This window comes from Sphingobium sp. HDIP04 (genome assembly GCF_000445085.1).
Lineage (GTDB): Bacteria > Pseudomonadota > Alphaproteobacteria > Sphingomonadales > Sphingomonadaceae > Sphingobium > Sphingobium indicum.
This window is the reverse complement of record NZ_ATDO01000113.1, coordinates 37,127-57,327: the sequence shown is the minus strand read 5'-3', so window position 1 is coordinate 57,327 and position 20,201 is coordinate 37,127. Positions and strand designations below refer to the sequence as shown.

General features: G+C 64.6%; 17 protein-coding genes and 1 pseudogene. 2 read left to right on the top strand and 16 right to left on the bottom strand.

Going from position 1 to position 20,201, the window contains the following annotated elements; genetic code table 11:
- Positions 1-56: 56 nt before the first annotated feature.
- The 16 genes and pseudogenes from L286_RS40610 to L286_RS40535 form a co-directional block, all read right to left on the bottom strand.
- The gene (locus L286_RS40610; RefSeq protein ID WP_013039035.1) at positions 57-959 is read right to left on the bottom strand and encodes an ArdC family protein; all 903 of its coding nucleotides are present in this window, start codon (positions 957-959) and stop codon (positions 57-59) included.
- 44 nt (positions 960-1,003) lie between these two features.
- Positions 1,004-3,229, bottom strand: coding sequence for an integrase (locus L286_RS40605; protein WP_013039034.1), 2,226 nt, complete (start codon positions 3,227-3,229; stop codon positions 1,004-1,006).
- Positions 3,226-5,013 (bottom strand): hypothetical protein, encoded by a 1,788-nt coding sequence (locus L286_RS40600; RefSeq protein WP_013039033.1) that lies wholly within the window; start codon positions 5,011-5,013, stop codon positions 3,226-3,228. Before L286_RS40600 ends, L286_RS40605 begins: the two co-directional genes overlap by 4 nt.
- The gene (locus L286_RS40595; RefSeq protein WP_013039032.1) at positions 5,010-6,401 is read right to left on the bottom strand and encodes a tyrosine-type recombinase/integrase; all 1,392 of its coding nucleotides are present in this window, start codon (positions 6,399-6,401) and stop codon (positions 5,010-5,012) included. The genes L286_RS40600 and L286_RS40595 overlap by 4 nt, the downstream gene beginning before the upstream one ends.
- A gap of 192 nt (positions 6,402-6,593) precedes the next feature.
- Positions 6,594-6,734, bottom strand: a pseudogene (locus L286_RS40590) (DUF2274 domain-containing protein); the annotation flags it as partial.
- A 1-nt stretch (position 6,735) separates the two neighbouring features.
- A complete protein-coding gene (locus L286_RS40585; protein ID WP_020817611.1) occupies positions 6,736-7,935 on the bottom strand; it encodes a TrbI/VirB10 family protein in 1,200 nt (399 codons plus the stop codon).
- Positions 7,932-8,768 (bottom strand): P-type conjugative transfer protein TrbG, encoded by an 837-nt coding sequence (trbG, locus tag L286_RS40580; RefSeq protein ID WP_020817612.1) that lies wholly within the window; start codon positions 8,766-8,768, stop codon positions 7,932-7,934. Before trbG ends, L286_RS40585 begins: the two co-directional genes overlap by 4 nt.
- On the bottom strand, positions 8,765-9,586 hold the full coding sequence (gene trbF, locus L286_RS40575) for a conjugal transfer protein TrbF (protein WP_020817613.1): 822 nt from the start codon (positions 9,584-9,586) through the stop codon (positions 8,765-8,767). The genes trbG and trbF overlap by 4 nt, the downstream gene beginning before the upstream one ends.
- Positions 9,587-9,589: 3 nt before the next feature.
- Positions 9,590-10,903, bottom strand: a complete 1,314-nt coding sequence (trbL, locus tag L286_RS40570; protein ID WP_020817614.1) for a P-type conjugative transfer protein TrbL — start codon at positions 10,901-10,903, stop codon at positions 9,590-9,592.
- A gap of 140 nt (positions 10,904-11,043) precedes the next feature.
- Entirely contained in the window at positions 11,044-11,796 is a 753-nt protein-coding gene (gene trbJ / locus L286_RS40565; RefSeq protein ID WP_025161203.1) for a P-type conjugative transfer protein TrbJ, read from the bottom strand.
- Complete coding sequence (trbE, locus tag L286_RS40560; protein WP_020817616.1) at positions 11,796-14,246, bottom strand: conjugal transfer protein TrbE; 2,451 nt, start codon at positions 14,244-14,246, stop codon at positions 11,796-11,798. Before trbE ends, trbJ begins: the two co-directional genes overlap by 1 nt.
- Positions 14,240-14,512: a VirB3 family type IV secretion system protein gene (locus L286_RS40555; RefSeq protein ID WP_020817617.1), complete on the bottom strand. Its 273-nt coding sequence runs from the start codon at positions 14,510-14,512 to the stop codon at positions 14,240-14,242. Before L286_RS40555 ends, trbE begins: the two co-directional genes overlap by 7 nt.
- The gene (locus tag L286_RS40550; RefSeq protein ID WP_020817618.1) at positions 14,509-14,844 is read right to left on the bottom strand and encodes a TrbC/VirB2 family protein; all 336 of its coding nucleotides are present in this window, start codon (positions 14,842-14,844) and stop codon (positions 14,509-14,511) included. Before L286_RS40550 ends, L286_RS40555 begins: the two co-directional genes overlap by 4 nt.
- Positions 14,845-14,847: 3 nt before the next feature.
- A complete protein-coding gene (trbB, locus tag L286_RS40545) occupies positions 14,848-15,834 on the bottom strand; it encodes a P-type conjugative transfer ATPase TrbB (protein WP_020817619.1) in 987 nt (328 codons plus the stop codon).
- Positions 15,831-16,244, bottom strand: a complete 414-nt coding sequence (locus L286_RS40540) for a hypothetical protein (protein ID WP_020817620.1) — start codon at positions 16,242-16,244, stop codon at positions 15,831-15,833. The genes trbB and L286_RS40540 overlap by 4 nt, the downstream gene beginning before the upstream one ends.
- A gap of 3 nt (positions 16,245-16,247) precedes the next feature.
- The gene (locus L286_RS40535; protein ID WP_025161202.1) at positions 16,248-18,281 is read right to left on the bottom strand and encodes a conjugal transfer protein TraG; all 2,034 of its coding nucleotides are present in this window, start codon (positions 18,279-18,281) and stop codon (positions 16,248-16,250) included.
- A gap of 288 nt (positions 18,282-18,569) precedes the next feature.
- On the opposite strand from L286_RS40535, the gene L286_RS40530 reads away from it, so the two are divergent.
- Both L286_RS40530 and L286_RS40525 read left to right on the top strand, forming a co-directional pair.
- Positions 18,570-19,184 (top strand): RNA polymerase sigma factor, encoded by a 615-nt coding sequence (locus tag L286_RS40530; protein ID WP_025161201.1) that lies wholly within the window; start codon positions 18,570-18,572, stop codon positions 19,182-19,184.
- Positions 19,153-20,172: a FecR family protein gene (locus tag L286_RS40525; RefSeq protein ID WP_025161200.1), complete on the top strand. Its 1,020-nt coding sequence runs from the start codon at positions 19,153-19,155 to the stop codon at positions 20,170-20,172. The genes L286_RS40530 and L286_RS40525 overlap by 32 nt, the downstream gene beginning before the upstream one ends.
- The last annotated feature ends 29 nt before the right edge of the window (positions 20,173-20,201 follow it).

Sequence of the window (20,201 nt, the reverse complement as noted above, 5' to 3'; positions counted from 1 at the left end):
ATATCCTGACAGTCCAGCCCTAATGTGACTTCTACCGCAAATTTTCGGGGCGCTTATCATGCGGCGATCTCCTCAGGCTGGGGCTGCTGGGCGTGCATCCAATCGGCGGCCGCCTGCGCCTTGCTGGCGGCGGTGAAGATGGCGCGAGGGTCGTCTTTGAGTGCGCGCAACCACGATGCTACGTAGGCGGCATGATCGGCCCGCGGATGGTGAGCGATCCTGAGGTCGGCGAGTACGAACGATGCGGTCAGTTCAGCGCAAATTTCCTCGATCGCCAAGCTGTCGCGCTTGAAACGTTCGGCAAAGTTGCGGTCGAGCCGGTGCTTTGCCCCTGTGGCGTGGGCCGCCTCATGCAAAAGCGTGCCCATCTGTGCTGATGCATCCCGAAACGAGGCAAAGGTCGGCATGAAGATGTGATCGAGGTCGATCCGGTAGTGCGCATCGTAGGCGCCCTCGGTGATCGGGATCTTGAGGGCCGCGACGAAAGCTTCGGCGTGCCCGAACCGCTCGCCCTCGGGTAGAACTGCGACAGGTGGGGGTTCATAGCCCTCGACCTGGGCGAGGTTGAACACGGTGAAGGCCCGCGCGAACATGCGGCCGGGTCCGGCTTCGCCATCGTCATGATCATCATCGGCGCGCGATGCGGCCTGTTTCCAGAACACAACCGTCGTTCCGCGTTCACCTTTGCGGACCTGTGCGCCAAGCGATGCCCACTGGCGATAGGTCCCCCAAAGACCGCTGGAATAGGCAGCCGCTTCGGCTGCGATCCAGAGCGCGAGCACGTTGACGCCGCGATAGCGGCGGCGAGAGGTGACGTTCTGCGGCCTGGTGGTGGCAGCGCCATCATGGTGCCAGGGCATGCGCCAATCGCCGGCCCCGGCTTCGATGGCAGATACAATCTCGGTGGTGATGCGCGAATAAACGTCGGCTCGCGGCGTCGCAGGGTAGGATCGGGACATGGCAGGTCTCCACGACGGGCGGAGGGAAACTGTCTTCCGCTCCTTCAATCCGTCACCCGCAAACCCGCCTCCTCTTCCTCTCCCGCCATACCGTTATGCGGTGTGGCGGTACCCGGTGCGATCTGTTCAAGAACACGCTGGATTCTGGCCACCTCGGCCTGAAGCGTCACCCGCTGCGGCTCTGGAAGCCGCTTCTCGCGCAACAACAACCGTGCCTCATCAGCACCGCGCTGCCATGCCGGGCGATGCCGTTCGGCGATGCAGGCATTGGGGCAGCGGACCGGTTCGCACATGGAGATCATTGGCCCGCTTGCGCCTGGCTCCGAACTCCGGTTCAGGCACAGGGCGGTTGCCGGATCAAAGAAGCAATCGGCCAGCGGGCCGACATGCAATGTCCGCGCGAGACTGCCCAGCATGGTGCGCAGACGTGGACGGTCGGCAATCATGGCAGGTAGCGGCGCCAACTCGTGGGCGGCAGTATCAAGCACAACTCCGACCCTGTTCGCGGCAGGTCCGCCAAGGCGTGCGCCACTTTGCCGCTCGTCGAAGTAGACAAGGATATCGTCAATCTGGCCAAGCGCACGCTGGGCTTCGATCTCTCCCCGAAATCCGGACCGGCTGCTGCCAGCATAGCCTTCGAAAGCCGCAACGCTCGCATGCTTGTACTGGATCATGCCGGCAATTGTTCCGAAGGGCCGGTTGGCGATGTGCCAGGCGATTGTGCGGCGAAACTGACGCGTTGTCAGACGCCATGGTCGGCCGTCGGGTCCGGCAGGAATGACGGGTGCCTGCGCGGATCCGAAGTGGTCATTGAGGTGATCGCGGAACCGGTTGAGTTGCCGGACTATCTCTGCAGAGACGTGCGTCTTGGTATTGGCCCGAAGCGTGAGGACTGGCCACAGGGTCGTTGTTCCGCGCGCTTGTCCCGCCCGCGCGGAAAGGCGTTCGAGGACATCGATGGCTTCAGCGACCGGCGCGATGGTAACCCACTCGGTCTCCTCGCCGCCGCCGCGCTTGCCCTTGTAAGCAGTGGACTTGATACGATGCCGCAAGATCGTACCGTCTTCGGCTTTGGTAATAGACAGGCATCCCCGCCTCATGGCTTGGATCTCGCTGTCCCGCATGCCTGAGAGAAAGGCACATACGATATAGGCTGCGGACTGCAGCATGACTTCCTCGAGGGGCAAAACCTTGGCATCGAAGCGGGTGCGCCAAGGCATGCCCGTATCGGGATCGGCAGAATTGGGCGTATCCATGCCGCCAATCTCGGTGCCGAGTTCTGCGATGGCAGCGGCGATGAGGTCTGGTGCACCCGTGGCCAGGCCAAGGTGCATGGCAGGTTCGGCCTGCGCGTTGATACCGGCATGGAGGTGGATCAGGTGGTAGTTGATCGGCGGCGTGACGGCGCCGGTTTGCGGATCTGTTCGCGTTGCGCCGTTATGTGCCGTGGTCCAGATCGGAATGCCGCGCCCATGCTGCCGCAAGGATGCAACATAGTCGAGGAGGCGTTGGCGTTGCCGTAACCGACGAACAGCGGGATCCAGACCTTCCTCAGCGGCAATCAGACGGTTGCGCGTTGCTTCAAGGCAATCGAGTTCTGCCCGTGCGGCAAGGATATCGCCTGCGTAGCAGGTCACGTAGCGCAACGACCAGGAGAGCAGCGGCGTCATGATCGCTTCAGGAATGCGCGGCGTCCGGTTCTCCCCTGCAATATGCTTTGCGCCCGCCACGGAAAACGGACTTCGTCCCGGCCACGGTTCGAAGGACAGGCGCGCAGTCGGCAGATGATGCTGCAACTCGTGCAGGTCAAAGACGATCCGCAGCAGCGCTGCCGCTGCAACTGGGCGCAGCCCGGCTAGGCGCAAGGCTCCGGCGTAGCGATCGACCAGAGCCTGATCGACCCGGGCGAGATCGAAACGCCCCAGCTGAGCCTTGACGAAGTCGAAAAAGCGCAAGGTCCGGTTGGCCTCGCCGCGCACCCCGGCCGGCTCAAGCCGCGAACGGTGACCGGGGAGATCGACATTGAGCCGCGCATGGAGAATCTGGCGCAGGGCATCAGCAATGGATGGGTCTTTGATACCGCCGAAATGTACCGTGACATGGCAGCGCCGCGCGTTGTCGCGAAATACGCCGGGAGCCAGATCCCACACTGGATCGCCGTATCGTGAAATATGCGCGCGATCGCAGCCGGGGCGCAAAGGCGCGGACATAAGCACAGGGAGGGCATCGCGCTCATCGTCGCTCTCCGCCAGAAGCTGGACAACGGTCATGCCCGTGCCTCTGGCGGCAGATAGACCGTGGGAGGGTCGTTCGCGACTTGCGCACGGGCCCTTGTCACGACGTCTTCGGCGAAGGCAGGCAGAATCTGCTGAACGATGCGATCATGGGCATGACCAAACTTGGCGGTCCAATCAGCAGCACTCAGGCCGATCCGCTGAGCGTCGACGAAGGAGAGAAAGGTGAGAATGGCAGGCAGCTTGCGCGCGGTAATGACCGCGTTGCGGCAATCGAGGCAGGCCCAGAACGGTGTAGGGCATGGCGTGCCGGCGGATGCGAAGGGACTGGAATAGAAGTTGCCACAGCTTGCAAGCCAGACGTCTTGTTCGCCATTGAGCAGTGCGGTTGAAATGCCCCCATCATCGGGATCAGGGCTTGCCAACTCGCCGCGCAGCCGGTCCTCGTCTTGAGGAGGCAGGATCATTGGACCAGCGAGCACCTCTTCGAGGGCATCTGCCACGGTTTGCTCGTGCAGCGGTCTGAGGGAGGGAATATCGGCGTAGTGCCGTGCCGCGATATCGACGGTATGACCTACGGCGAAGCGGGCCATGTGGCCTTCGGTCTTGAGATACCACAAGGCCTTGTGCGTCTTGCGCAGATACGAAAGACACAGGTGGAGCGGTTTACCCTGATCATCGGTAATACAATGGCGCTGCGTCCAGGCACTGACCTTCAAGCGCAGTTGACGAATACCTGCGGTGATCTCGCCCGGCTGAAAATAGACCCAAAGGTTATCGCTGGAGTTATGGACCCTGGCCTTGGACGATAGGGCGATGATGCGTCGGATCAGACCGCCAGCGGTGGATGAGCCGCGATCACGCACCCGGATTGTCTTGTGCTCGGCACCGTGTGCCCGCAGCTTGGTGTAGGCGATATCGACGGTACCCCCTGCGGCATTGCGCAGACAATCGAGGGTGAGCGACTTGCAGCACTCCAGCTCAAGCCCTGTCTCGATTAAGAGCAGAACAAGAAGCGGGACGATATCGTCGGCAGTAAGATAGTGGGCTGCGTGGAGGCTCAGGTTAAGCCTGTCACTGGTGAGATCGCGCTTTTTGCGCAGCTTGTACAGGCTCTGAAACGTGGGATCACGGTAGCCCAGAACACCGTATGTCTCGATGGCAGCATGGGCTTTGCAATATGCGCCATCGATCTGCGGCACCTCATCGAACTGCGGCCCCGACCGCAAGCGCGCCTCGATCGCAGCGATATCCGCGCGTGCCGCATCGCGCAGCTGGCGGGCTACATACGGACTGTAGGCATCGCGTGGACGGGAACGAACGTGTGCGTGTGAGCTGACGTAGCGCAGTCGTTCCCGCAAGCCGCAATCGACAAGCTCGGGGCTGTCGTCCGCGATGCGACGAAGGACGGAAACGACCTTGGCGACATAGGTTGGTCCATGCACGCAAGACTTGCCCTGCGCGCTGAGCCATGTCTCAAATCCATCAATGTGATGGGCACGAAGGTCAGCAGGGCCGTTGATCCCGTCGCCTGTCCCGGCCAGGTAGGAAAAGAAGCTTGGCAGCTGGTTGGCGTATGTCTTGAGCGACGAACGTACCATGATGGGGCCGCGCGGAGCAGCCAGCATGAACAGGCTCCGGGCAAATGCGAGCGCCAGGCCGCGTGGCCGCAAGCCCGTGAAATCGACGAGCAGCTCGCCGCCATATAAGGGATGAATCATGAAGCGCAGCGTGCTGATCTGCGACCATGGATCGGCTTGGGGCGCAGCCGTATCTGCCGCGAAGCTGACCTTGCGTCCTTTGCGTGGAGCAGCGGTCATGATCGAAGATAGCCTGGTACGAGTGCCAGCAGTTCTTCGACTGCCGCATCAACGGTATCGGCACGCGTGGCGAGGTGATCGAGATAAATAGAGGTCGTCGCGAGGCTCGAATGGCCAAGCAATCGCTGGACCTGTTGAAGCGGATCGCCGACCAGCTGGCGATAACCTTCCATGGCGCCCACTGGTGCCGCTGCGTCGGCGAGGCGGCGCTGGATCAGCATGGCAAGCATGTGGACTGCAAAGGAATGCCGGAGTTGATGGGGGCTAAGCCGGACCGGGATGCCGGCGTCCGTGCAGCGGCGGCTCGCCCGTGCGAAGATCGCTTCCCACGAGTTGGGCAACACAGGATGGCCCACCTCGGTCAGCCAGAGGACCGCGGCTTCGCGCGGCGTTCCATCGTCAGCGCAAATAACAAGCCTTGCGCGTTCATCCGGTGTGACGACCTCTATGTCCATCGTGCCACCGCCAACGAGATGCAATGCACGCTGCCCGAATGAGGGGCTGTGGATGAAGATCGGGCGGTCGATGGCTTCCCAGCCACGGCGCTGTGCGAACTTGGCGACGGCTGCGGCTCGCTCAACGGCGATGTAGGCGTCAAACACCGGCAACAAGCGGCGCGGCAGCAGCATGCTTCGCCCCCTGTCACCCTTGGTGAGTGCCGCCGGAAGCTCGACCCGCCGCTGACGTTCCGAGCGGGCGTCGCAAACCGGAATCTCAGCTGCGAGCAAGTGGGATGCCTCTTCCAGGCGCAGGCCGGTGGTGACCAGCAGATCGGCGAACAGCGCGTTGCGCGCGCCATTGCGGTCACGCGCTCCAGGACGCTCGGTCCCTTCAACGGTCAGGCCGCGCAAACCAACTTCCCGGAAGGCGCGGTAATCGGTGAGATCGATGAAACGGACGTCGGAACGACGGGCTGCGCGCTCATAGGCGTTATTGCGGCCCGTGACCGCCGCACGGCGCCCATCGTGCGATCGTCGCCAGACCTGACGATGCGTAAAAGGTGTACGCTCGATCAGCCCCTCCCGTTCGGCCCATCGATAAAGCTTGTCGAGCGAGGCAATCGCCCGGTTCCACGTCGATGCAGAAATCCGGAACTCAGCATCGCTGCGCCGCCGGGCACGATGATAGGCACCGACATCATCGGCATCGGCTTGCCAGACAGACTTGCCGCGGGCCGAAGCGAGAAAGCGAACCCAGACCAGAACATCATAACCATGGGCGCGCAACGAGTGTCGCGAACGCGAACCGTTCAGCGGCAAATCGAGGAAGTAGCGCTCAAGGTGGAGATCATAGATCGCACCATCACGCAGAATTACCGGGATGTAGGAGTCCAGGCCATCCGCCGTCCGGCGCTCCTGAATGACGATCGACGCACCTGAATTATCCACAGCTTGTCAGTCCCTCCCCCGGACCCCCTCCCGACTCCAGATCGCACACGTTGCGCGCCTGCGGGACGGTGGTCATCAGGCCGGATTACGCCAGCTTATGGATAGCGCTTCATCCGGCCTGATGCCCCCCTGCGTCGCGCCAAAGCATACCGTTCAATGGTGCGTCAGGCACGGTGCAGACTGTCCAGATAAGGCGACCGGCTCTTCCACGCCATAGGTCGAGGCATAGACGGCCGCATAGGCTTGCAGCGCGGCCTGAAGGTCGGGTGTGATCGTGATGGTCAGCTTGACCGGCGTCCGGTCGGGTAGTTTGCCCAGCTTGAGATCGGCCATGTCAGCTTGTCCTTTCGCGCCAGGGTGCCAGCACGAGATCGCGCGTCACGAGGACGCGAACCGGGGCACCGGGGCGGATCGTGATCGTTGGCTGAATGTCGAGGTTGCGCTGGGTGATCTGGTCGCCGGCGCGCGCGGTGTTCGATTGGGCGGACTCTCGGATCGCCTGCACGAGATCGCTTTCACCGGAGATCGACAGCTCCGAACCGACCCCGAGCAAGGTGGCGATCGCAACGCCCTTGAGCAGCGTCCAAGTGTGGAAATCCACCTTGTCGGCGAGGCCGGCATAGCCGCCCGCGTCGGTCGCTGGCATGTTGTCGAGCCGCACCGCTCTGCCATCGGGCAGAATCAGCCGCTGCCAGATGACCAGAGCCCGACGCTGCCCGAACGCGACGACGCTATCATATTTGCCGATCAGCCGGGCACCTTGTGGCACGAGCAAGATATTGCCTGTGACCGTATCGAACACATTCTGCGTCACCTGCGCAGTGACCATGCCCGGCAGGTCGGAATTGAGCCCGGTGATGAGGCTTGCCGCGATCACGCTCCCGGCAAGCAGGCTGTTGGGCGACACGGGTGCGACCAGTTCACCTGAGTTGATGTCTCCGCCTGTGTCGCGAGCAGAGGCGAACTGTTCCTTCCGGGTGCCCGTCGGCGCCGAACTCGCGGCCGGCGCATCGGCCAACGCGGTGGCGCCCTCTGACGCGATCGGGGCCACTGCACCACGGCTGGTCATGGTCTGCGCCATCAGACCGGATTCCCGCGCGGCCTTGAGATCGGCAAGCCGCTGCTGCCGTGCCGCTGCGGCGGTATCGACCGACGCAGGCGCAGTGGTCGCTCCGGCCCGCTCCTGCGCACGGAGGATCGGTCGACCGAGATCACCTGGCAATAGCGGTCCGAGCTTTGGCGCATCACCGTAGCTGGTCGGCAATTCCGACAGCGCATCCGAAGCCGGCTTCGCCATCGGCTGAGACAGCTCGCTTTCCTGGGCGACCTGCCGGAACACCTGGGGCTTCAACGCCATCCAGGCGATGCCCATCAAGCTGGCCGAGCCGAGCGCCGCCGCGCCGATGATGGCGCCGCGCCGGAAGCGGATCGCCCGTGCCGGTCGCGAACGGATGCTCAGTGTTTCGGGATCGAGCTTTGCCGGACCGGTCGGGGGCGTCGCGATCGGTGGGTCGGTGACGAGCGTGTCGGTCATGCACCCCTCCGCTTCCCGGCCCGCGAAACGCGGTCGATACGGACGATTTGCTGCTTCTTGAGACCAAGCCGCAATTCGGCGGCGTCGAAGATGCGGTCCACGATGTAGAAGCGATCGCGCAGCCGATAGTTGACCAGCTCCGCCTTGCCGTCCGCACCGACTAGGAACAGCGGAGGTGCCTCGCCATTGGTGAGCGAGGCGGGGAACTCGACATAGGTTTTCGACCCGTCGTCGAACACACGCAGCGGACGCCACGCCGGGCGATCGCCGCTTATCGTATAGTTGAAATGCAGCTGCTCGATCGCGAGACCTGTCGCCACCGGCGCGACGGCCTGGGCGGCTTCCGTCTTCCGCCGTAGTGCCAACAACTCGTCTTGCGGATACGTCCACCGCATCGAAGACAGGGCCGTCGCCGAGGTGCTGACCAGCCGGACATGGTATGCGCGCCTGTCGGTCGTGATGACGAGGTTGGTGAGCAATCCGGCCGAGAACGGCTTCACCAGCACATGCGTCTGCTTTCCGTCACCGGTGCCGCTCGTCGTATCGCCGATCACCCAGCGAGCGGTATCGCCGCTGGCGACCGCGACGAGGTTCTCGCCGGGCTGGAGCATGATGTCGGTGACCAGCCCGGGCGCGGCATAGACCTGGAAGATCGTGCCCTCGCTGAACGGATAGACCTGCGCCCCGCTGACGAACCCGGTTCGTGCCGGCTCGATCGTGGCGTTGCGTGTTGCCGAACGGACGGTCTTGAGCGGTGATACATAGCGCTCCTGCGCGAGCGCAGGGCACGCGAGTAGCATTCCGGCGACCGCCGGCAGAATGATGGCCTTCATGAGTTCTTCTCCTGCGAATTGGACGGGCTTGGTGCGTCCGACTGGCTGCCCAGCGTGGAATCGAGCGGCGTTCCGAGCGGAAGGTTCGGCTCTGGTTGCGGTGCCGGCTTGGGCGTCGGGGACGGAGGCGAAGCGGTGTCGAGTTCGCGGCTCCAGTCGATCGCGTCGACGTAGATGCCGAGCGGGTTCTTGCGCAGCACATCGGCCGAGGCCGGTGGGCGCGTGACGGTCGTGAGGATGGCGGTCCAGCGGCTGGTCCCAGCCTGCGATCCGCGTTCGAACGCCGTCTCCGTCCACTTCACCTGGAACGACTTGTCGGACGCGCGCACGACGCTGGTGACCTGCACCGACACGGTGCGCTCGCCGACATTGGCGAACGGGGATGCCGATCGGGCATATTCTCCGAGGAACTGCGCGCCGCGCTTGGTCGCGAAATCATAGGCTTCGAGCCAATCGCGGCGCATCAGCACCGGATCGAGCGACACCGATCGGATGTTGGTGATGAAGTGCGAGAGGTGCCACGCGACTTGGCTGTCGGTCGGCTGATAGGCGACATCCGCCGCTTGCACCGCGCGCGCTTCGCCGAGCCGGTCGACCTCCACGACATAGGGGGTCACCCGGCTTTGCAGCGATTGCCATGCGAGCCCCGCAGAAGTGCCTGCGGTCAGTGCGAGGCATCCGAACGCCATCAGCCGCCAGTTGCGCGCCTGCACCCGTGCCGAGCCGATCCGCTCATCCCAGAGTTGCCCGGCGCGCTGGTATGGGGTTTCCGGGGATGGCGTGCGCCCGTAGCGCTGCGCACTTCGCTTGAAGAACATGGCTCAGTCGTTCCTTTCCTTGATATCGGGAGTGGCGGAGGCGCCGCCGCGGTCGCCCTGGCTGATCGCGTGGACGGCGAGCTGGCGGCGATGCCGCATGGTCTGTTCGGCGCGCATCGCGCGTGCCCAGGCAGGCGCACCGCCCGTCTCCCCGCCGCCGCCCGGTCCACACGGTGCCGGCGACGGAGAGTTCTGGTTGAGGGCGTTCCACGCCGCTTGGCGACCACTGGACGCGGCTTCCCCGAGACCGAGCGCGCCGCCGGCCCGCGCCTTGGCGGCACTGCCGGCCGCCCGGGCGACGCCGGCCAAACCTGCACCGACCGACGGCTGGGCGGCGGTCTCCTTGCCGAGTCCGTAGGCGGTCGAGGCGGCCGACTCCATCGAGGTGCCCGAGCGGACCGCACCGAGCGCGGCACCGCCGGCCAATCGCGCGCCACCGACCGCGGCGCCTCCGGCGAGCATGGTGACACCTGCCGCACCGAGCGTCGTTCCGAGTGCCGCGCCGGCGCCGAGCTGGGGCGCTCCAGATACCAGCCCGGAAGCGATCGACGGACCGAAGATGCCCAGGCCGAACAGCGACAGGCTGGCGAGCACCAGGCTCATGGCCTGGCCGATGTCCGGCTCCTGGCCCTGCAGCGCTTCGGTGAATTCGGTGAAGAAGTTCGAGCCGATGCCGACGATGACCGCGAGCACCATCACCTTGATGCCGGAGGAGACCACGTTCCCGAGCACGCGCTCGGCGAGGAAACTGGTCCGGTTCCACAGCGCGAACGGCACGAGGATGAAGCCGGCGAGCGTGGTCAGCTTGAACTCGAGGATGCAGACGAACATCTGCACGGCGAGGATGAAGAAGGCGACGATCACCAGTGCCCAGGCGAACAGCAGGACCATGATCGTCAGGAAATTGTCGAAGAAGGTCGTGAACCCGACCATCTCGCTCGCCTGTTCGAGCAGCGGCCACGCGGCCGAGAAGCCGGTGCCGGCGAGCCGCCCCGGCTTGAGCAGGTCATCGGCGGACAGCGTGCCGCCGCCGGCGGTCAGGCCGGCCTGCGCGAATGACCGAAAGATGATGTCGGCGAGCGTCGAGAAGCTGTTCAGGATGAAGGCGAACGCTCCGACGTAGAGGATCTTCCGCAGGAACCGGCCGATGACATTGTCCTCGCCACCCAGCGCCCAGAACAGGCCCGCCAGCGTGATGTCGATGCCGATCAGCGTCGCGGTCAGGAACCCGACGTCGGGTCCAAGCAGCCCGAACCCGCTGTCGATGTAGGTGATGAACGCTTGCAGGAAGCGGTCGATGACATTGAGGTCGTTCAAGTGACTGCCTTCCTGTCGGTGTTGCGAGGGTGTCGCGGGGCGCAGTTGGGGGAGCGGGACCGCGCCCCGCGACGGCGACCGATGATGAGAGGGGCATCACCGGCCGCTGGCCGGATCGAGCCTTGCGGCCCTTTGGGGGGCTATCGGGGCGTGTAGGCCGATCCGGTACCGAGGAACTTCTTCGTCGCCGCGCGTGCCTCGGCGGCCTGTGTCGCACGGCGCGCCTGCTCGACCGCTTCGCTGCGGAACTGCGCCGCCATCATGTGCTGGAGCTGGAACTGCTGCTTGGCGGTAAGCGCGAGAAGCTGGTTGGTTGCCTGCTGCGCCTGGAGCGAGCCTTCAGCGACCTGGCTGCGCGCGACGATGTCGGCGAGCGCCTGTGTGTCGGACTGGATGTTCTCGACCACCTGCGCCTGCACCGTCATCGTCTGGCGGAACGCGCCCATGCTGGCGTCGAGCCGCGCGCGGGCATCGCGCACGCGGGCATCGGTCCGCAGCGCAGACGAGAAGTCCTTCGGGAACAGCGACTGGAACTTGTCGTCGAGCTGGTCGACCTTGAAGTCGATCGCCTGCGCGCGGCCCATCAGCCGGTCGATTTCGGCGAGCTTCTGCTTGAGCGCATTGAGCTGCGGGAAGTCGATCTTCGTCAGGTTCTTGCCCATGTTGACCAGCATCTGCGCCTCGTTCTGGAGTTGTTGGATCTGCTGGTTGACGCTCTGGAGCGTGCGCGCGGCCGTCAAAATGTTCTGCGCATAGTTGCTCGGGTCGAACACCACGCCGCCGAACTGGGCTTGGGCGGGCGTGCTGGTCAGGCCGAGGCCGATACCGAGCGATCCGACGGCGCCGAGGCCGAGGACGGCGGCGATGAGGTGCTTGCGGTTGGGGATACGCATCATTCTTCTCCTTCTTGGGGGGCGGTAGGGATCGAGAAGTCGGCGGCGAGGTCGGCCGCCCAGCCGAGATCGGCGGAGCGCAGGAAAGCCTGCGCGAAGGCGTCGTGGCCGTGTTCGGCGAGAATGGCGTCGATGCTCGCCTGCGCGGCCGGATCGGACGATCCGCACAACGCCAGTGCGACGGGGCCGAGCCCCAGCTCGAACAGCCGGCTGCCGCGTGCGGATTGCAGATAATAATGTCGCTTGGGCGTGGCGCGGGCGATCAACTCGATCTGCCGGTCGTTGAGGCCGAACCGCGCATAGATGTCATGGCCCTGCGGCTCGATCGCGCGATCGTTGGGCAGCAGAATGCGCTGCGGGCAGCTTTCGATGATGGCTGGCGCGATCGGTGATCCGGCGATGTCGGCGAGGCTCTGCGTAGCGAACAGCACCGCGACGTTCTTCTTGCGCAACACCTTGAGCCATTCGCGGATGCGTGCGGCGAACAGCGGGTGATCGAGGAAGATCCAGGCTTCGTCCAGGATCAGCAGGGTCGGCCGTCCGTCGAACCGCTCCTCCAACCGGTGGAACAGATAGGTCAGCACCGGCGCGACCGCGCCGGTCTGGCCCATCAGCGCCTCGGTCTCGAAGCACTGGACATCGGCTAGCTCAAGATGCTGTTCGGCCGCATCGAGCAGCCGGCCGTGCGGCCCTTCGAGCGTATAGGGCTGAAGCGCGATGCGCAGCGCGTTCGACTGGAGTAGCAGCGCGAGGCCGGTCATGGTCCGCTCCTCGCGCGGCGCGGACGCGAGGCTGCCGAACGCCGTCCAGATCGCGTCCTTTATCTCCGGTGTGACAGGCACATTCTCGTGCGACAGCAGCGCTGCGATCCACTCGGCGGCCCAGCTACGCTCATTGGCGTCGTCGATATTGGCGAGCGGCTGGAAGGCGAGCGTCTCGCCGTCAGCTTCCGCCGATCCGAGCGCATGGTGTGCGCCGCCCATCGCCAGCACCGCGGCGCGTGCGCTGTTGCCCTTGTCGAAAATATAGACCTGCGCGCCCGGGTAGCGGCGGAACTGGAGCGCGATCAGGCTCAGCAGCACCGACTTGCCGGCGCCGGTCGGTCCGACGACCATCATGTGCCCGACATCGCCGACATGGGTAGAAAGCCGGAACGGCGTCGAGCCGGCCGTCTTCGCGACCAGCAGTGGCGGGCCGCCGAAGTGGCTGTTGCGCACTGGCCCGGCCCAGACCGACGACAGCGGCATCAGATGAGCGAGGTTGAGTGTGTGGACCAGCGGCTGCCGGACATTGGCATAGACATGCCCCGGCAGCGACGAGAGCCAGGCCTCGACCGCGTTGACCGTCTCGCGCACGCAGGTGAAGCCAACACCGTTGACGATGCGCTCGACCGCGCGAACCTTGTCCTCGACCGCGGCCCGGCTGCGATCGGTGACGGTGATCGTCGTCGTCAGATAGCCGAAGGCGACATGATCGCCGCCGAGCGCCTGAAGGGCCTGGTCGGCATCGACGACCTTGTTGTCGGCATCGCTGTCGAGCAGCTGCGCCGGCGAATTGTAGAGCACCTCGCGCAGCAGCGCGGTCACCGACTTGCGCTTATTGAACCACTGGCGCCGAAGCGAGGTCAGCGTCTTGGTCGCCAGCGTCTTGTCGAGCGCGATGAAACGCGTGACCCAGCGGTAGCTAAAATCCTGGTGGTTGAGCGCGTCGAGGATGCCGGGCCGGCTGAGGCTCGGGAAGCCGAGCACTGTCAGTGTGCGGACATGCAGCTCGCCGAGTTTCGGCTCCAGCCCGCCGACCAGCGATGTGTCGGCGAGAATGCCGTCAAGATACATCGGCGTGTCAGGCGCGGCGACGGGATGGCGGCGATCAGAGATCGTGCCGTGCAGGAAGGTCAGCGTCTCGCCATCGTCTAGGGGCCGGACATCGGCCATGAAGCCGGACAGCAAGTCGAGCACGCGGTCGGTCTCAGAGACGAAGCTCTCCAGCGCGCCGCGCCAGTCGCGTGTCCGGTCGCCGTCAGGGCGCTCGACGAGGCTGCGCCCGGCGCGGTCGGTCGTGTCCGCCGGCGGCAGCCAGGTCAGCGTCAGGTGGTATCGGCTCTCGAAATGCGTGCTTTCGGCCTCGAACGCCGCCTGCCGCTCGCCATCGACCAGCCAGCTCGCCGCGTCGGGAAAGGCACTGTCGGGATAGGCCAGTGCCTCGCGCCGCTCGGCGTCAAAGAACAATGCCCAGCCGCTGCCGAACCGCTTGAGCGCATTATTCGCCCGCGCGCAGGCCCCGACCAGCTCTGCCTCGGTCGCGGACTCGAGATCCGGACCGCGGAAGGCGAGCACCCGGAGGAAGCTGCCGTCCTTGTTCAGCACTACGCCCGGCGCGACCAGGGCTGCCCAGGGCAGATGATCGGCGAGGCGTTCGGCGCGGTCGCGATACTCACGCAGGCTCAGCATGCGAAATATCCCTTCTGGCGAATATGGCGGAGGAGGACCGGGGCGAAGCTCGGGTCGCGGCGGGCGGCCATCACGGCGATGCTGTGACCGACCGCCCAAAGCAGCACCCCCGCGACCCATTGCTGGAGGCCGAGGCTGACAGCGGCGGCCAGCGTCCCGTTGACGATCGCCAGCCCACGCGGTGCGCCGCCGAGCAGCAGCGGCGATCCGAGCGAGCCGTGGATCGGCACTTCGAAGCCGTCGATATGCTGGCCGCCACCGATCATGCGATCAGCGCCCCGCCGCCGAAGCTGAAGAAGGACAGGAAGAAGCTCGACGCGGCGAACGCAATCGACAGGCCGAACACGATCTGGATCAGCCGCCGGAACCCGCCCGCGGTCTCGCCAAACGCGAGGGTCAGCCCGGTCACGATGATGATGATGACGGCCACGATCTTGGCGACCGGCCCCTGCACGGACTCCAGCACCTGTTGCAGCGGTTCCTCCCACGGCATGCCGGAGCCGGCCGCCTGGACCTGGGTCGCAAAGGTAAGCGCGAGACCGATCGCGGCACCGATCAGCAGATGCCGGTTGTTGGAGAGGCGTGAAGTGAGGGTCATGGTTCAGGTCTCCTTGGTGTTGAGCTTGGGGAGGTCGGCGAGTGCGTAGGCGCCGCTGTCGGGATCGAGCCCGGCCACGCGCGCGATGATCGAGACGCGGCGGTCGATGCCGCGCCCGGAGATGAAGACGACGATGTCGATGGCTTCCGCGATCAGCTGGCGGGGCACGGTGACCACCGCCTCCTGCACCAGCTGTTCGATCCGGTAGAGCGCGGCGATCGCGCTGTTGGCGTGCACAGTCGCGATCCCGCCGGGGTGCCCGGTGTTCCATGCCTTGAGCATGTCGAGCGCTTCGGGACCGCGGACCTCTCCGACCACGATGCGATCGGGGCGCAGGCGCATGGTCGAGCGCACCAGCTCGGTCATCGAGACATGCGGCGGGCGCGTGCGCAGCGCTACCGTGTCCGGCAGCGGGCATTGCAGCTCGCGCGTATCCTCGATCAGGATAACGCGGGCATCGACCCACGCCATCTCGGCGAGCAGCGCGTTGGCGAGCGTCGTCTTGCCCGAGCTGGTGCCGCCGGCAACGAGGATGTTGTATCGCTGCGTGACCGCGGCGCGCAGCGCGTCGGCCTGGGCCTGCGACATCAATCCATCGGCAATATAGTCGTCGAGCGTATGCAGCTTCTGCGCTGGCTTGCGGATCGAGAAGCAGGGCGCCGACGAGACTGGCGGCAGCACGCCTTCGAACCGTTCGCCGGCCCGGCCTTCGATATGCGGGGGCAGCTCCGCAGAGATGATCGGATGTTCGGCATGGACCTCGGCACGCGCGTGGCTCGCGACCAGACGGATGATCCGTTCGACCTGATCGGGCTCCATCCGGACCTCGGTGTCGGTGCGGCCTTCGCCGAGCCGGTCGAGCCGTAGCGCCCCGTCGGGGTTGACCATGATCTCGATCACCAGCGGGTTGCGCATGGCGGCGGCGATGTCGGGCCCGAGTGCCGTGATCAGCATGCGGCGGCGACGTTCGGCGGAGAGGGTCGCGGTCATTCGCCCTCCCTCGTCGAGGCTGCTGGCGTTCCCCCAAGCGAACGGCGTCCGGTCGATACCTGCCGTCCGACCTGCGTGACGAAGGCTTCGAACCGTTTGGCGCCGAGCGCGCGGCCAGCCTGGTCGTTTTCGGAAAGCGGCGTCTGGATCGCGAGTTCGAACCGGATGAACAGCGCCAGCGTCTCGAGCACGACATAGGTGTCGCGGTCGACCCGGCCGATCGCCTGGGTCAGCCGGTCGAGCCGGATCGCAAACCGATCCTCCAACTCCGACGCACCGCGCCGGTTGAGCCACGCGGTGACGGCATCGACGAGGATTGCCGACTTGCTGGCGCCGGGCTTGGCGGCGAGCGCTTCGAGCCGATCGGAGAGCGGCTTGGGCAGGAACAACTGGTGGCGGACCTTCTCCATCGGTCAGAACCCCAGCTGCAGGTCGTCGGGGCGGCCCGAGGCGGCGTCGAGGCCATAGACCGTGCGCGCGGTGCCGAGCCGCTGGACGCGATCCATCGCGCGGCGCTCGGCCGACTGGTCGCCATCATCCTCGCCGAGGCCAAGCGGATCGGCGATTTCGGATTCGACCACCGCCGCGGGTTCGATCTCGTGCGCGGGATGGCGGGCCTGTTCGAGGCCGCCGGCGTCGCCGCCATCAGCGCTGCCGACGAGGCGCATGTCCGCTCCGCGCACCTGTCCGGCCCAATCGTCGGGGCGAGCAGCGGGGAGATCGCGATAGCCTGCGGCATCCAGCACCGGTGCGGGGAGGACACGCGCGGTATAGCGTCGATCCTCATAGTAGCGCAGCTTTTTGGCGCGGATCGGCGGATGCCCCGAGATCAAGACCAGCTCGTCGGTCGGCGCGAGCTGCATGACCTCGCCCGGGGTCAGCAGCGCCCGCGCGGTCTCCTGCCGGCTGACCATGACATGCGCGAGCCAGGGTGCGAGCCGGTGACCGGCATAGTTGCGCATCGCGCGCTGTTCGGTCGCGGTGCCGAGCGCGTCCGAGATTCGCTTGGCGGTGCGTTCGTCGTTGGTCGCGAACGCGATCCGGACATGGCAGTTGTCGAGGATGGCGTTGTGTTCGCCGTAAGCTTTCTCGATCTGGTTGAGGCTCTGCGCGATTAGGAAGGCGCGCACGCCATAGCCGGCGAGGAACGCAAGGCTCGTCTCGAAGAAGTCCAGCCGCCCAAGGGCCGGGAACTCGTCGAGCATCATCAGCAGGCGGTGACGGCCATGCGCGACTTCGCCGTCCTTGCCGGTGCCGTGCAGTTCCTCGGTCAATCGGCGGCCGATTTGGTTGAGGATCAGGCGGACCAGTGGCTTGGTGCGGCTGATATCGGACGGCGGCACGACGAGATAGAGCGAGACCGGATGCGCCGCTTCGACGAGATCGACGATGCGCCAGTCGGACGCGGCGGTCACGGCCGCGATGGTGGGATCGCGGTAGAGACCGAGGAACGACATCGCCGTCGACAGCACGCCTGAGCGTTCATTCTCGCTCTTGTTGAGAAGTTCGCGAGCGGCTGAGGCGACGACCGGATGCACAAGCGGTGCTTCTTCGGTGCCGAGATGATTGGTCGCCATCATCCGGCACAGCGTCGCGGCAAAGCTGCGCTGCGGATCGGAGAGGAAGGTCGCGACGCGGGCCAGCGTCTTCTCTTCCTCGGCGTAGAGGACATGGAGGATGGCGCCGACCAGCAACGAATGGCTGGTCTTTTCCCAGTGGTTGCGACGCTCAAGCGCCCCTTCGGGATCGACCAGAATGTCGGCGATGTTCTGGACGTCGCGCACTTCGTTTACGCCGCGGCGAACTTCGAGCAGCGGATTGTAGCGGGCTGAGCGGGCGTCGGTCGGGTTGAACAGCAGGCAGTGCGAGAAGCGCGCGCGCCAGCCGGCGGTCAGTTGCCAGTTCTCGCCCTTGATGTCGTGAACGACGGTCGAACCGGTCCAGGACAGGAGGGTGGGCACGACGAGGCCGACGCCTTTTCCGGAGCGCGTCGGCGCGAAGGCCATGACATGTTCGGGGCCGTCATGGCGGAGATCGCTGGCACCGATCCGACCGAGCGCGACGCCGCGATCGTCGAATAGCCTGGCAGCCTTGATATCCTTGTGCACCGCCCAGCGGGCCGAACCGTATGTGGTGAGGTTATTCGGCTGGCGAGCGCGCCAAAGGGATCCGAAGATCGCGGCGCCGCACCCAATGAAACCGCCGGCCGCCGCGATTGCGCCAGCCTCATCGAAGATGATCGGGGCGTAGGCGTCGAAGGAGAACCACCACGGGAAGATTGACCAGGGATGATAAATCGGTCGGCCAAATGCGACGAACCATGGAGAACCAAGTTCGGTTTGGTAGGCCAGCTCAGCTGCCGCCCATTGAGTCGCGACCCAGATGCTCGCGAGGATGATCGCAAGCACGACGAGGATCTGTCCAATGAGTAGCTTCGTTGGGGTCATGTCGGCCTCCGCCCGCGCTCGACGGAGTGTCGGTTAGGGCGAGGTCAAAAATCGCGGAAAGGCGCCGATGTGTGGAGATGCGGGCTAGTGTCTGCACGCACCTCTCTGGTGCCACTCAGCACTTTCCCCTTTGTGTCGCTGTTGAGCGCCGGGGTGATTCTCGTTGACCTCCCGAGTGAGTAGACCTACCCAACGCTTTGGAGAGTGTATGCTGCCGCCAGAGGCCAAACGAAGGCTATCGTCGGCTCCTTACGCGCGACTGTCATAAACACGTGCGAAGCGGATTTTATGGAGGCACCTTACCTAGCGCGTAGTCGATGGTTGGCAGCACATGTGTTGCCTCACGAACCCGCTGTGCGCGCTTGGCTCAGGCGCACGACACAAATCTCCGACTCTGACATCGATGATATTGTTCAGGAGACCTACGCGGTTCTGGCCCGTATCGAGAGCGTCGACTCGATTCGCGACCCTCGAAGCTACGCTATGCAGGTCGCAAAGTCGGTATTCCTGCAGACGCTGCGGAAGAATAAGGTCATCTCAATTGGTTCGATTGTGGACTTGGCGGCCCTCGGTGACGTCGACGATGCCCCTGGTCCTGAACAACATGCGCACGGACAGAGAGAGTTGCGCCGCGTTGAGGCCGCGATTGGAGAAATGCCTCCGCAGGTTCGCAAAGTCTTCTGGCTTCGTCGTGTGGAAGGCTTGTCGCAGCGGGAAACAGCCAGCCACCTCGGACTAGCTGAGCACACCGTCGAGAAATACAGCGCCAGAGGCATAAAATTTTTGCTTCGGCACTTTGGACATGGCGGAAATGTCACCGAAGAGTCATCTAAGAGGCAGGACCCGACGCTCGTAGAGTTTGATCTGCAGAATGCCCAATCGCGAACACGCCAGCGAGATTGAAGACGCGGCCACCGTTTGGGCAGCGAAGGCGGAGCGTGGACTTACAGAGCCGGAGCGAGTAGCACTCGATCAATGGCTCGAAGGGGATAGCCGACGGCTGGGCGCATTTGTTCGTGCGCAAGCTGCATGGATCCATGCGGAGCGGGCCAATGCGCTTGGCGAGATGCCGGCTGCCGATCTCGCACCGACGGTCGACGCGCCGATGGAAGACGCGGTCCCCGTCCCTCGATTTAATCGGCGGATGGTTCTTGGAGGGGGCGGCGCTCTCGCCGCATCGGTTGCTGCAGCCTATTTGATCGGGTTGGAGCGTTACCGCACATTAGAAAGTGGCGTTGGCGAAATACGGCATATCGCTCTCAAAGATGGAACGATGCTCACGCTCGATACCGATTCCCGCGTTGATGTCGCGCTGTCATCCAACGAGCGGAAGTTGTCGCTCGTCCGAGGAAAAGCTTTTTTGGATGTCACGCGATGGCAGAAAAACCCTGTCATTATTCAAGCAGGGAGCCTTTTGCTGCAGATGGCGAAGGGTGCGTTTGGACTTCAGAATCTCGTGGACATGCCCGTTGTTGCGCTCGTTACCGAGGGACGGTTGCTGATCTCACAGTCGCCGAGCTTTTTCGGTCGGGAGCGAAAGCTCACGCTGGAAAAGGATCATGCGCTTACCCTCGCATCCGACGCTAATTTACAGGCCAGTGAAGTGCGATCAGTTGCGCCCCCACAGCAAGAGCAGTTTCTGGCGTGGCGCGAAGGCATGCTCTCCTTCGGCGGGGAATTGCTCGCAGATGCGGTCCGCGCGTTTGACCGCTACGGCTCGGCGCGGATCGTCGTGGCAGACCCCGACTTGGCTAAACAACGTATTACCGGGCTCTTCAAAGCCAACGACCCACGCGGGTTTGCGGTGGCTGTTGCAGCCAGCTTCGGCGGTAGCGTCACGAGCCAGGGCGATGTCATACGAATTTCGGGGAAAAAACTGCAATCGGCATAGCCGGAAATTGATGTGCTCAAGCATCTACC

Bases quoted from the DNA above. Each gene is read 5' to 3' on its own strand.
- L286_RS40610 (WP_013039035.1), bottom strand. From the start codon at position 959: ATGTCCCGATCCTACCCTGCGACGCCGCGAGCCGACGTTTATTCGCGC.
- L286_RS40605 (WP_013039034.1), bottom strand. From the start codon at position 3,229: ATGACCGTTGTCCAGCTTCTGGCGGAGAGCGACGATGAGCGCGATGCC.
- L286_RS40600 (WP_013039033.1), bottom strand. From the start codon at position 5,013: ATGACCGCTGCTCCACGCAAAGGACGCAAGGTCAGCTTCGCGGCAGAT.
- L286_RS40585 (WP_020817611.1), bottom strand. From the start codon at position 7,935: ATGACCGACACGCTCGTCACCGACCCACCGATCGCGACGCCCCCGACC.
- trbG (WP_020817612.1), bottom strand. From the start codon at position 8,768: ATGAAGGCCATCATTCTGCCGGCGGTCGCCGGAATGCTACTCGCGTGC.
- trbF (WP_020817613.1), bottom strand. From the start codon at position 9,586: ATGTTCTTCAAGCGAAGTGCGCAGCGCTACGGGCGCACGCCATCCCCG.
- trbJ (WP_025161203.1), bottom strand. From the start codon at position 11,796: ATGCGTATCCCCAACCGCAAGCACCTCATCGCCGCCGTCCTCGGCCTC.
- trbE (WP_020817616.1), bottom strand. From the start codon at position 14,246: ATGCTGAGCCTGCGTGAGTATCGCGACCGCGCCGAACGCCTCGCCGAT.
- L286_RS40555 (WP_020817617.1), bottom strand. From the start codon at position 14,512: ATGATCGGTGGCGGCCAGCATATCGACGGCTTCGAAGTGCCGATCCAC.
- L286_RS40550 (WP_020817618.1), bottom strand. From the start codon at position 14,844: ATGACCCTCACTTCACGCCTCTCCAACAACCGGCATCTGCTGATCGGT.
- trbB (WP_020817619.1), bottom strand. From the start codon at position 15,834: ATGACCGCGACCCTCTCCGCCGAACGTCGCCGCCGCATGCTGATCACG.
- L286_RS40540 (WP_020817620.1), bottom strand. From the start codon at position 16,244: ATGGAGAAGGTCCGCCACCAGTTGTTCCTGCCCAAGCCGCTCTCCGAT.
- L286_RS40535 (WP_025161202.1), bottom strand. From the start codon at position 18,281: ATGACCCCAACGAAGCTACTCATTGGACAGATCCTCGTCGTGCTTGCG.
- L286_RS40530 (WP_025161201.1), top strand. From the start codon at position 18,570: ATGGAGGCACCTTACCTAGCGCGTAGTCGATGGTTGGCAGCACATGTG.
- L286_RS40525 (WP_025161200.1), top strand. From the start codon at position 19,153: ATGCCCAATCGCGAACACGCCAGCGAGATTGAAGACGCGGCCACCGTT.